Origin of the sequence: Roseburia inulinivorans DSM 16841, assembly GCF_000174195.1 — a bacterium.
Classification (GTDB): Bacteria; Bacillota; Clostridia; order Lachnospirales; family Lachnospiraceae; genus Roseburia; species Roseburia inulinivorans.
The window spans coordinates 15,976-28,442 of the sequence record NZ_ACFY01000052.1; the positions used below are offsets into that span (position 1 = coordinate 15,976).

A 12,467-nucleotide genomic window follows, 5' to 3' on the forward strand; every position below is an offset into this window, starting at 1 on the left:
AATTTGGCGAATGTCGCGAGAGTCAAATGCTTGCATTTGACTAGCAGATGGAGGTTTCCGCTAAAAACACTGTTTTGGGAAATCTGACATCTACACTTCACAACATATCACTTCCCTCTGGGCTGTCCGGGAGATGATACTTCTGTCAACACTTCCTGTTTTTCCCGAAAATAACATCATAATTTACATTTTTATAAAAGATATCTTCCAGATCACCGCTAAGTGCCTCCCGGTTGCCTAACATCCACATCACCTTTGCGATGACAGATTCCAGAGTCATATCATAAGATTCCAGAAAACGGCAATATTTTTTCATATCGTGTCCCACTTCATAGACCGTCATATCGCTGCCCTCGTGTGCGACCTGTGTAGACATTACCACAAGACGGTTCGGGAACTCCTGACAAAGCTTATAAAAATCATCGGCGATCGATTGCGGGATACCACCCACCCCAAAGCTTTCTACAATAATACAGTCGTAATTCTCAAAGACACTGCGCAGAATTCTCGGCTTGATTCCCGGGATCATCTTGATCAGATACACATTTTCATCCAGTTCCTCATAAAACTGTACTTCCTCTTCATACGGAACCGGTGGAATGTAACGCATGATATTGCCATCCTGGATCATGGCGAGACATGGAAAATCAATGCTGGAAAATGCATTGTAGCTTTTTGAACGGACTTTCTTCGCCCTTGTTCCTGCAATGACTTTTCCATCAAAAACGATCTGAACCCCTTGCGAGTTTTCATCGGATGCATATAAAAAACTGTCAAGCAGATTTGATTTTGCATCGGTGATCTCAAGGTCGATCGGTTTCTGTGCGCCGGTGATCACGATCGGTTTTTTTGAATTCTGTATCATATAGGAAAGTGCCGCCGCAGTGTATGCCATTGTGTCCGTACCGTGGGCGATGACGAAGCCATCGTATTTTTCATAATTTTCATGGATAGTATGCACCATCATTTTCCAGTGTTCTGGCTCCATGTTCGAGCTGTCCAGATTTAAAAGCTGGACAGCATGAAAATCACAGATATCTTTCACCTGTGGAATATACTGCATCAGTTCTTCCGGTGAGATCTGTGGTTTTAATCCGTTGTCTGATTTTTTGGATGCAATTGTACCGCCTGTTGCGATGAGTAAGATGTTTTTCCTGGGTGACATGTTAATCATTCTCTCCACTCTTTCATCATATTTTTAATCATCAGCTTTTAACAATTTCTGGATATCGGCAAGCAGCATATCCACATTTTCCTCTTTCGTTGCCCAGCAGGTACAGAAACGGACTGCACTGTGTGTCTCATCCATACGCTCCTGATAAGCAAAACTATATTTCTTTTTCAGTTCCGCAAGCACAGCATCCGGCAGGATTGGGAACTGCTGGTTGGTCGGCGAATTAATATAGAATTTCACTCCCATTTTTATTAATTCGTCCTTTAACTTTTCTGCTAATCGTGCTGCATGTGCGGAAATATCAAAATACCGGTTTTCCTCAAACAAGGTCAGGAACTGGATTCCAAGCAGTCTGCCTTTCGCCAGCATACCGCCACGCTGTTTGATATTGTAACGGAAATCCTTTTTCAGTTCCTCATTGCGGATCACAACTGCCTCTCCAAAAAGTGCTCCCACTTTTGTTCCGCCGATATAGAATACGTCTGTGTTGGCTGTGATATCAGAAAGTGTCAGATCATTTTCCTTGCACATCAGTCCATAGCCAAGTCTCGCCCCATCCATGAAAAGATAGAGCCCACGCTTTTTGCACACCTGATAAATTGCTTCCAGTTCCGCCTTTTTATAAATCGTTCCGATCTCTGTCGGATTGGAAATGTACACCATTTTCGGCTGTACCATATGTTCAAAACTCTCGTCTGCAAAATGTGCATCTGTGTACGCTGCGATCTGCTCAGCCGTCAGCTTTCCATCCGGTGTTTCAATACACAGACATTTATGACCGCATGCCTCCAGAGCGCCTGTCTCATGGACATTGATATGCCCTGTTTTTGCCGTGATCACTCCCTGATAATGCTTTAATGCAGCTGAGATCACAGTGACATTCGTCTGTGTGCCTCCCACCAGGAAATGCACATCCGCACGCTCATCCCCACATGCCTTCCGGATCAGCTCTCTCGCCTGTCCGCAATACTCATCTTCTCCATAGCCTGCTGTCTGCTCCATATTGGTTTCAACTAGCTTCTCTAAAATTGACGTATGGCATCCTTCTGTGTAGTCACTGTTAAATCGAATCATTGTTTGTCCCTCACTTTATCTTTCTTTTCAGCTGTCAGACACAGCTTAATATCTTTTCCTGTTACTTTCGAAATTTTCATCCATGGATATTGTTTCTGAATTGGAATCGCGTATCCCTGCTCTGCAAGTGTCTTGAGATCCGCCGCTGTCACAATCTTGTCGGCATCACATTTTAAAAGTTCTTTTGCATAGTCGACTCTGTGGCACACTTCCCGCAGTGGTTTTCCAATCGCATGTGCCCCCATGACAATGACAACTTCATCCATGTAGGGAAACAGAACCGGCTCATGCTCCGCCGGAGCTTTAACCGGCATATGTGCGGAACCGTCCGCCTCGATCAGAATCTCATCTGCCAGATATAGCAGATCCTCCATCAGCTTTTCCGGCAGCATTCCAAACTTTTCCGTGCCGGGGATCAGGCTCCCTGCGACACAGCAGCCGTATGTGTCAAGGACAGACTGTACCCGCTCTTTCAGTTGCTTTTCTGCTGCCCTGCGCTCCTGCCAGACGGACGCTGTAGCTGATATTACGCTCTCCTGCCCGGTCTGCTCATACGCTGTAAATATCTCCTGCTCCTGTGGCACCATCATTTTAGTTGTCGTAAGGATCAAAACTCTTTTTCCCTCTGCGCGCAATGTCTCGGCACGCTTTCGGATACTTGACGTCTTTCCTCCGGCTCCGACATATGCCGTCACTTTTCCACGGTTTTCCGCTGCAATATCCTGCATCGCCCTGACTGCTTTCTCCACCTCTTCTGTCGTATTAAAACAGGAGAAACTAAATCGTACCATGCCCTGTTTTTCTGTGCCAAAATGGGTGTGCATCAGAGGTGCACAGTGTACCCCCGCCCTTGTCGCAATCCCATAATCTTCTGCAAGGCAGTCACTGACATAAGCGGAATCAAGATCCGCCAGATTACACGATACGATCGCTGCCACCCGTTTTTCACCTCCGTAGAGGTGAATGCCCGGAATTGTTTCAATTCCTCGCTGAAACTGTTCAGCTAACGCCATTTCTTTCTCATGGATAGCTGCGATCCCGGTCTTTTTGATCCAGTCCAGAGCAGCATGGAGTCCTGCGATCCCATGTCCGTTCAGCGTTCCTGCCTCCAGAGCAGCCGGCAGCTCCATGGGATGTTTTCTCTCAAATGAATGTACGCCGCTTCCACCGGATAAAAGCGGTTTCACACACACTCCATCTGCCAGTGCGATCCCACCGGTTCCCTGCGGACCAAACAGTCCTTTATGCCCGGTAAAACAGATTGCAGAAATATGATCCTGCTCCATGTCGATTCCTGCAGCTCCTGCCGTCTGGGAGGCGTCTAAAATAAAATATAGATTATATTTTTCACACAAAGCTCCAATTTGTGCGATATCATTTCCATCACCTGTCACATTGGAAGCATGCGTACACACGATTGCTTTTGTTTTTTTACCGATTGCCTGCTTTATTTTTTCGCAGGAAATTGTTCCATTTTTCTCACAATCAACGATTGTGACACTGACGCCCTTCTCCTCAAGCTCATAAAGCGGACGCAGAACACTGTTGTGTTCCATCTCAGTAGTGATCACATGGTCGCCCGGATGCAATAATCCTTTCAGCACAATATTTAAGCTCTCGGTCGCATTCATGGTAAACACCACACGCTCTGCCGCAGAAGACTGTTCCCCATCTTCCATATGAAACAGCTCTGCGATCTGTTTCCGCGTCTGAAAAATCAATCTGGATGTAAAAAGAGAAGCCTCATTCGCCCCTCTTCCTGCATTGCCTATATAAGAAAATGATTCTTTTACCGCCTGTGCAACCTCCTCTGGTTTCTGCAAAGTAGTTGCGGCATTGTCAAAGTATATCATTGCAACCGTTCCTGCCTTTCCCTCTGTCAGCTTCTCTGAATACCTGCGTTATTTCCATCACTCTGGAAGGATTACCGCATGAAGCAGTGCTTCTAACACACCTCCTGCAATGCATCTTGCCTTATCCGAGATTGTAAAACAGTTTTCATACTCGGATTCTCTCGGATCAATGTCTGCAATTTTAAATCCTTTTGTCACCGGATAACCGTCCCGGATGAGTCCACGGAGAATCCCGGAAATGGTGGCTCTCACAGCAAATGCACCGTCTTTTTTCTCCTGCCCGGAAGCATCCTTCCCCTGCGTATCCGGATAAATGAAGGCGATCACTTCGTCTTTTTGCACGTAATCGGAAATCTTTTTTTCTCCATATAAAATACCTGCGCACTCCGCATGAATCACGCGCTCTTTCGCAACACCTGCGATAGCACCCGGAATCCCGGTATTCGGAATCGCATTTCCCTCATAAATAATTCTGCCAAGCTTATGTCCGCGCATTGTCTCAACAACCGCATGCACGTCCACCCCCGCCGTAAATCCGGGACCTAATGCAACCGTAAACGGTGCCATATCCATTGTAGTCCCAAGATTTTTCTTTGCAAGGATTCCGTCGACCACTGCCGCCGGTTTCACCTCCCGGATCACCGCTCCGTCCGGATCGATCATCAACGCAACTTTCCTCTGCTTCAGGAGTTCATATGCCCGTGTCAAATTCTCTGCAAAATAACATGTAACGCCTTCCACAGTGTAACTTTTCTCATAGACCGCCTCCGAAAATGCAACCTGACGCCGGATTGCAGACGGATTTGCAATTTCGGTCACCAGAACCGGATAACCGCTCTGGTGCAGTTTATAAATTGTGCCCGTGGCGATATCCCCGCCGCCGCGGACGATAATGATATTTTTTTTCATTTTCCTTATCCTTTATGGTTTTACAATGTGATCTGCTTCCATCATTGTCTGCGCGATCACATACATATTGGTCACAGAACCAACCGCCAGTTTTTCGGTCAATCCGTAATGGTTCAGACATGTTCCACAGGTCATGACCTCCACGCCCTGCGCCTCCATGCTCTTTAAATCTTCGACGGAGTCGGAACCTTCACAGCTTAAATATGCACCGGAATTAAAAAGTAAAATCGTCTGTGGCAGTTCCTCCAGCTGCGTCAGCGCATAGACAAATCCTTTCATCAGCATTTTTCCGAGCTTCTCATCCCCCTCGCCCATGTGGTCTGCACCGAGCACAACGACTGTTTTTTTCTTTCGGATGTCCGGAATACAATTTTCCTCAGTGACCGGTGTGGATGAAACATTCCCATCCTTTATATTATTTTTCACAAACTCTTCTGTCACTTCCATCCATACCGTGTATTCCTGATTGGATTTTTTCTCGCTCTTTGCTTTTAACCCTTTGTGGTCTGCCATTTTGGTGAGATTTTGTACTGCAATCTCATTGTCCACAGTCACTTCCACGATTCCTGCCTCTGTCATGCCGGAAATTGCATTTTTTGCCTCGATCACCGGCAATGGGCACTGTTTTCCTTTTGCGTCAATCTGAATATTCATTTTTCATGCCTCCATCTGTTTATTTACATTTTTTCAATCGGCAGCTAATGCTGTATTTTCTTTATTTCAGGACATAGATTTTCTTTTCCTTTTTCTCTGTCACTCTTCCTATTATTCCACAGTCCAGTCCAAGTGCTTCGATCTCCTTCAGCGCCTTTTTGACCTCATTTTCCGGGATTGCCACAAGAAGTCCCCCGGAAGTCTGCGGATCAAATAAAATCTCTTCCATCGCAAAACTGCAATTTTCAAATGCCACCTGTGCACCGATATGGTTGCGGTTGCGCTGTCCTGCGGCTGTGATGTAAAATTCTTCCACATAATCCTCGCACGCCCTGATATAAGGAATCTGTGAAGTCCACACCTCTGCGGAAAAGTTTTCGCCCAGCATTTCACCAAGATGTACCAGCAATCCAAATCCGGTAATGTCCGTGCAGGCATGTATCCCGTACTTTTTAAAAATCTCTGCCGCATATTTATTCAAAGTAGTCATCGATTCCACCGCCTGGTCAAAGGCTTCTTCAGACACTGCTTTCATGCGGGATGCCGTCATGACGATCCCTACTCCTAACGGCTTGGTCAAAAGCAGCAGATCTCCTTCCTTGCAGTGATTGTTTTCCAGAATACGTTTCGGGTGAATCGTTCCCATCACGGACAGTCCATACTTCACATCCACATCATTGATGGAATGACCACCTGCCAACACGCCGCCTGCCTCCGTCACTTTCTCATTTCCACCAAGTAAAATCTGTCCTAAAATGTTGGCGTCCATGCTCTCCGGAAAGCACACAATGTTTAATGCTGTTTTAACTTCTCCTCCCATCGCATAAATATCGCTCAATGCGTTGGTGGCTGCAATTTTTCCAAAGAGATAAGGATCTTCCACCATCGGCGGAAAGAAATCAAGCGTCTGCACCACTGCAAGCTCGTCCGTAAGCTGATACACTGCCGCATCATCGGAATGGTCAAAACCGACCAAAAGCTTCGGATCGGCTTTTTTCGGTATCATTTTCAATACCTTATCCAAAATTCCCGGTCCAAGCTTCGCCGTGCAGCCTCCGCCCTTGCAAAATTCGTTCATCATCTTCTGGTTCTCCTGTCAGAATCGTATTTATGTCTTTTATATTGTACATTAAATTTTTATAAAAATCATCCATTTTATATGGTTAATTTTTTGCGTTCATATTATAATGAATAGACAATTACAAATAAAAACAGGAGCATTTTTATGGAGCAGACCAAAACAGATCCGGGCAGAAAAAAGAAAAAACCTCTTCGCAGATGTGGCATATTTTTTGCATGTCTGCTTTTTCTGTTTCTCTGCAGTTTTGTTTATATTTCTAAGAATCCACGTGCCAGAATGCTTTTGTCTGTCATTTATTTTATGCAGGATACCCTGAAAGATCCGGCTTATATTGCCTACCACATTGACATTATGGAATTATGCCAGGATTACTTCAATGGGGATATCTCATTTGAGGGAAAAGCCTACCTGAACGATATCAAAAATTTTAAATACTCCTCCTCCATGGACATTTCCGGGGAGCGCTCTTTTGCGCAGAAGAAACTTTCCATAATCTCCGATATGGATGTTCTGACGCTGAATGTAGGCGAGATGGATTTTTATATGAATCCTAATACCGTTTATTTCATGGTTCCAATGTTAGACAATCTTTCTTATGCCATGACCACCAGCAATACTTATTTCAAAAAAGCACCGGAGCTGACACATGATATTGATCAGGAATGGTTTCACGACAACTTCTCCAATATTATCGAACTGACCAGACAGATTCAGATTGAGGAAACCGGAAAAACAAGAACAGATTCCGATGATGTAAAAAGCCACGAATACCTCGTCACGATCCCGGAGGGTTCCGGTGGTTTTATCTGGGAGCTTTTAGGCATGGATACGCCGGACTATGACATCCGCGTTTCCCTGTATCTGACCGACCTGTGCCGGATGAGCCGTATGGAGGTCGATTTGTCCGATATCACAGAAGGTGCTTCCATGATCATTGACGGAACAGATGTCGGAACCTGTATTTTAAGTTATGAAATGCCAAATGGAGAACGCTTGACACTCACCTATGTCCGCAATCCGTCTGTCACCCATGTGAATTTTATCTATATGGACTGTCTCTATGAGACAAATCAGGGCGACAATTTTACAGCGAGCGGCTATATCACCACCCAGCCAGACGACAACGGTTGCGAAATAAATGTCAAAAACCTTTCCGTCATGCAGGGCGATGAACTGCTTGGCACTTTTTCCTTTATCGGAACGATCACAAAAGAAAAAAATCTGCCGGATGTCTTCCGTGGCGCCGACCTCGATTCGCCAGACATGGAACACATTGACTGGCAGACCGTCCGCGACGACACAGAAGGCTTCATCCAGGATGTGATCAACGAAGCGAAAAAACGATTGACCGAATGAAAAATTTGGAGGTGCGTTTCTTCCATGGCTTTTAACGTACAATAAAAAATGAAATGGCAAGAGGTGCTCTGTGAAAATAGCTCGGATTGTTTATTTATCCATGGTTCGTTTTAGACTTCTTCGATTGTTTATGTTCATTCAAAAAATGGACGTCTGGCTCTCTGTGTCCGTCTACGGAAAACTCTCTTTGCAACTTTATTGTGCGCAAGTTACATGTCAGAAAATCAGCAGAGAAGTAGGGCAAAAATTATCCGGGTATTTTTTAATTTTTGCCCTACAATAAACGATGCTGATTCTGACATTTACTTGCGCTAAATAAAGTTGCAGAGAATTTTCCGTAGACGGACACAGAGAGCCAGACGTCCATTTATGAATGTACATAAACTTAAAGTCTAAAACGAACCATGGATAAATTTACACAATCCTCACAATATTTTCACAGAGCACCTCTTGTCATTTCATTTCTATCAACACACAGAAGCCATGGAAGAAACGCACCTCTAAATTTTTCACTCCGTCAATCGTTCATCTGCTCCATAAAGTACATCCTGGATGCAAAGTCTGGGAAATGCCTTATCTGTTCATTGTAGCCGGTGCCTCCAAATGCCTGCTTTAATTTTACTCCGGCATACATGAGTGCATCGCCATATGCACAGAAATCTTCTGCCTCACCATCCATTTTCACAAACTTTGCGATCAGATTATGTGCGACAGAATCCTGCCTGATATGCACCGGAGCCACGGTGTTTACCAGATCACCAAACTCTTTTACATTGTATTTTAAACTACGGTTGTAAAAATGATATCTGGCTTCCGGGTTTAACCCATTCGGACGATAATATTCAAACTGCGTGTTCGGCGACACAAGTTTCTGCATCAGAAAGCCAACCGCTTTTTCCCGGTCTTCTGATACACACGTCCACTCCTGGATATTTCCAGCCGATGAACCTAACACGCTGCCCTGATCCGAAAAATTTCTTCCCCGGTAAAAAGAACCGGTCTGCAGCACTTTGCGCCACTCTTTATAAAGTGCGATCTGCGCTTTTACCGCATCGAAATCCTCCTTTTTCATGTCGCAGAAATTACATTCATATCCGCAGATTCCAAACGCTGCCACCTGAAATCTTGTCTCAAGCGGTGTCATTCGGAGCGTCTGGTGATTCGGGCAGGATGAGACATGTGCGCTCACCACGGACATCGGATAACCATAACTGTATCCGGTCTGAATCTCCGCACGGCACAGTGCGTCTGTGTCATCACTCGCCCAGATCTGTGGGAAATACGATAAGATTCCAAGATCAAACCGGTTGCCGCCTGCTGCACATCCCTCAAATAAAATTTCCGGGAATCGCTCTGTCAACTCCTTCATACACCGGTAGAGTCCAAGCACATAACGGTGTGCCACCTCCCCCTGCCGCTCCGGTGGAAGTATCTTTGAATAATAATCGGTCACGATCCGGTTCATATCCCATTTCACATAGGCGATATTGGCAGATGAGAACAGGTCACTCATCTGCCCAATGATATAGTCCTGCACCTCTGCCCGGCTCAGGTCGAGCAGCCGCTGGTTTCTTCCCTCGGAATGATTTTTGCCCGGAATATCCATCGCCCAGTCCGGGTGCGCCTTATAAAGTTCACTGTCCACGTTCACCATCTCCGGCTCTACCCAGATGCCAAAATCCATACCGAGATCGTTGATTTTTTTACAGAGACCAGCCAACCCGTTCGGAAGCTTTTTCGTATTCACCTTCCAGTCTCCAAGCGACGAACGGTCATTGTCCCTGTGACCAAACCATCCATCGTCCATCACAAACAGTTCAATCCCTGCTTCTTTTCCGGCTTTTGCGAGCTGGAGCAGTTTTTTCTCATTGATATCGAAATACGCAGCTTCCCAGCTGTTCAACAATACCGGGCGCACTTTTTTCTTCCACGCACCACGCACAATATGTTCCCGCACAAAGCGGTGCATACACTGGCTCATACCATTGTATCCTGCTCTGGAATAAGCCATCACTGCCTCCGGTGTCTCAAAACTTTCCCCTGCCGGAAGCTGCCAGCAAAAATTCTGCGGATTGATTCCAGAGACAAACCTTGTTTTTCCATAGCTGTTCACTTCGACCGCCTCATAATGGTTTCCGCTGTATACAAGATTGAATCCATAGCAGTCCCCGGTATCCTCCGTGGTTTCTCTCCCACTTAACATCACAAACGGATTCGCTCTGCTTGAGGAAGTTCCGGTATAAGAAGCATTTACGTATTTCCCTGCTGCCACCGGGACATCCCATCTTCGCATCTCCCTCGCCCACGCGCCATGAAAGGAGGTAAACACATGATCCGATGTCGGAAAATCGACCTGACAGCTCATCAGCCGCCGGATCTGCACTGCATTTTCACCGTCATTGATGAGTTTTGCACTTCTTGTGATCACATCACAGTCCTCATAAATATAATAATGAAGTTCTAATTTCAAAGCAGAATTGTTGTCTTTTAACGTCACACATAGATGTTCCACCTGATCTTTCTCATCATAGGAAGCTGGCAATGCATCCTCTGCATCCCTCGCCCCTCTTCCCTCAAACCGGACAGACGATTCATACACAAAATCCGAGGAAAAACTTCCATCTTCATAGATAAGTTCCACAAACGGCTCCCTGATATCTCCCTTTCCATAAGCGGACATTTCCAGACACAGATCCTCTAACGTATAGGCGTCATGTTCCCTGTCGTAGACACAGCTGTTGCCCGGCTGAAAGGTATGTTTTTCGATCAAAGGTGCGACTGCATTTTCATCCAGAGGCTCACACACATGGATTTTTCTTCCATAATATAAATGCTCCAACTGCCCTGTCGGCAATTTGCGGAACGCATAGGTCGTATGTGCTGTATGTAACACAAAAATATCATTAGCTGTCTGAATCATGATTTTCTCCTCTTTTAATTCTGATGTTTTTCTCTAATTCTTTGGAAATCTCCGCTAACTTCCGGTCTGTCAGAATATAACGTTTCTTAAATACGATAAATCCGATCACCAGCACAACGATCGGAATGATCGTCATGGATAAACGCAGTCCCATGCGGGAGGATGCTGCGATCGGTTCCGTTACTACCGCTTCTTTGTTTGAACTGATATGGAACACAAATAAAACCATCGAAGATATAAATCCTGCGATTCCTGAGGCGAGCTTTACAACAAACGTCTGCATGGAAAAAATGACGGATTCGTCTCTCCGGCTATTTTTAAACTCACCATAATCTACTGTGTTTGCCAGAAAGACAGTGATAATTACATTCAGCACACCGACTGCTGACATAATAAATGCCGCCGGGATAAACAGCCATCCAACAGAACTTGTTCCGGTTGCGGAAATGATAATGATCAAAATATATCCGGTCACTGCCATTCCAAAACAGGTATAGAAAATTTTAATCGTGTCCATGAATCTGCGGAGCACCGGAAACAGGATCATCATCGCCAAAATCTGGCATCCGCCGCCGACCATATTAAACAGCGTAAAATCTCCCTGATAAGTACTTGGGCTGAAATCATATTTTAAAAAAAGTAAACCAGCTGCTGGGTGATATATAAGGCCGTATTGATCATTACGATTGCAACTACAACTGTCATTGCCTGATCATTCTGGATCAGCGCCCGAAACATCTCACCGATGGAAGCGTTCTTCATATCGACCGTTGATTTCTCTTTGATGCACAGACAGGTGATCAGAATGAAGATCACAAATAACACCGCAATGATCAGTGCAAATTTACTGTATCCGATACGGTTGATCTCATTGTCTGTCGTTCCACCGAATGCTTTTCCAAGTGCGGCAACACTCATAACCGTGACGATCGATACCAGTGCGGAACCGACACCTGCGCAGGAACGTGCAAATGCAGACAATCCCTCTCTCTCTTTTCCAGCCTCGGTAAATGCCGGAATCATACTCCAGAATGGAATATCCATCATCGTGTAAGTCATGCCCCACAAAATGTAGGTAACAGACGCATATGCCACTAACCCTGCACCGTTTAATTCCGGTGGGATCGTGAACATCAGGTAAAGTACAACTGCATTTGTGACCGTACCGACAAGCAGCCACGGACGGAATTTTCCCCATCTCGTTTTTGTCTTTGCGACCAGCACACCCATGATCGGATCGTTAAATGCATCAAACACGCGGGCTGCCATTAAAAGAACTGCGATCGCTGCTGCGCTGATTCCCATAACATCCAGAAAATAAATGGAAATGTAGCTGGCGGAAAGCATGTAGACCATATCCTTTCCCACTGCCCCGATTCCATAGGCAAATTTCTCTCTGCCGCTCAAACTTCTCTTTGCTTCCATCGTAAAAATCTCCTTTTCTCC

Annotated in this window: 10 protein-coding genes and 1 pseudogene; 1 reads left to right on the forward strand and 10 read right to left on the reverse strand. The window is 45.4% G+C overall.

The features are described 5' to 3' along the window. Positions 1 to 145: 145 nt before the first annotated feature. The 7 genes and pseudogenes from ROSEINA2194_RS05245 to selD all read right to left on the reverse strand — a co-directional run bounded on the left by ROSEINA2194_RS05245 (position 146) and on the right by selD (position 6,745). Positions 146 to 1,165 carry an asparaginase gene (locus ROSEINA2194_RS05245; protein ID WP_044927264.1) on the reverse strand — a complete coding sequence of 340 codons (1,020 nt, stop codon included), beginning with the start codon at positions 1,163 to 1,165 and terminating at the stop codon, positions 146 to 148. A 33-nt stretch (positions 1,166 to 1,198) separates the two neighbouring features. After that, complete coding sequence (locus tag ROSEINA2194_RS05250; RefSeq protein ID WP_007884231.1) at positions 1,199 to 2,248, reverse strand: threonine aldolase family protein; 1,050 nt, start codon at positions 2,246 to 2,248, stop codon at positions 1,199 to 1,201. Continuing rightward, on the reverse strand, positions 2,245 to 2,976 hold the full coding sequence (gene yqeC, locus ROSEINA2194_RS23480; RefSeq protein WP_227970787.1) for a selenium cofactor biosynthesis protein YqeC: 732 nt from the start codon (positions 2,974 to 2,976) through the stop codon (positions 2,245 to 2,247). Before yqeC ends, ROSEINA2194_RS05250 begins: the two co-directional genes overlap by 4 nt. Next, positions 2,956 to 4,101: pseudogene (locus ROSEINA2194_RS23485) on the reverse strand (aminotransferase class V-fold PLP-dependent enzyme); the annotation flags it as partial. The pseudogene ROSEINA2194_RS23485 and the gene yqeC, both read right to left, overlap by 21 nt. 57 nt (positions 4,102 to 4,158) lie before the next feature. Further along, complete coding sequence (gene yqeB, locus ROSEINA2194_RS05260; RefSeq protein ID WP_007884235.1) at positions 4,159 to 5,010, reverse strand: selenium-dependent molybdenum cofactor biosynthesis protein YqeB; 852 nt, start codon at positions 5,008 to 5,010, stop codon at positions 4,159 to 4,161. Between the two features lie 12 nt (positions 5,011 to 5,022). Continuing rightward, complete coding sequence (yedF, locus tag ROSEINA2194_RS05265) at positions 5,023 to 5,664, reverse strand: sulfurtransferase-like selenium metabolism protein YedF (protein WP_007884237.1); 642 nt, start codon at positions 5,662 to 5,664, stop codon at positions 5,023 to 5,025. 61 nt (positions 5,665 to 5,725) lie between these two features. Next, on the reverse strand, positions 5,726 to 6,745 hold the full coding sequence (gene selD / locus ROSEINA2194_RS05270) for a selenide, water dikinase SelD (protein WP_007884241.1): 1,020 nt from the start codon (positions 6,743 to 6,745) through the stop codon (positions 5,726 to 5,728). A gap of 144 nt (positions 6,746 to 6,889) precedes the next feature. Between selD and ROSEINA2194_RS05275 the strand changes: the two genes are divergently transcribed. Continuing rightward, the gene (locus ROSEINA2194_RS05275) at positions 6,890 to 8,101 is read left to right on the forward strand and encodes a hypothetical protein (protein WP_007884244.1); all 1,212 of its coding nucleotides are present in this window, start codon (positions 6,890 to 6,892) and stop codon (positions 8,099 to 8,101) included. Positions 8,102 to 8,618: 517 nt separating this feature from the next. Here the strand turns inward: ROSEINA2194_RS05275 and ROSEINA2194_RS05280 are convergent. The 3 genes from ROSEINA2194_RS05280 to ROSEINA2194_RS22835 all read right to left on the reverse strand — a co-directional run bounded on the left by ROSEINA2194_RS05280 (position 8,619) and on the right by ROSEINA2194_RS22835 (position 12,446). Then, entirely contained in the window at positions 8,619 to 11,021 is a 2,403-nt protein-coding gene (locus ROSEINA2194_RS05280) for an alpha-galactosidase (RefSeq protein ID WP_007884248.1), read from the reverse strand. Beyond that, positions 11,005 to 11,571: an MFS transporter gene (locus ROSEINA2194_RS22830; RefSeq protein ID WP_334292510.1), complete on the reverse strand. Its 567-nt coding sequence runs from the start codon at positions 11,569 to 11,571 to the stop codon at positions 11,005 to 11,007. The genes ROSEINA2194_RS05280 and ROSEINA2194_RS22830 overlap by 17 nt, the downstream gene beginning before the upstream one ends. Before the next feature lie 80 nt (positions 11,572 to 11,651). Then, on the reverse strand, positions 11,652 to 12,446 hold the full coding sequence (locus ROSEINA2194_RS22835) for a glycoside-pentoside-hexuronide (GPH):cation symporter (protein WP_007884250.1): 795 nt from the start codon (positions 12,444 to 12,446) through the stop codon (positions 11,652 to 11,654). Between the last annotated feature and the right edge of the window lie 21 nt (positions 12,447 to 12,467).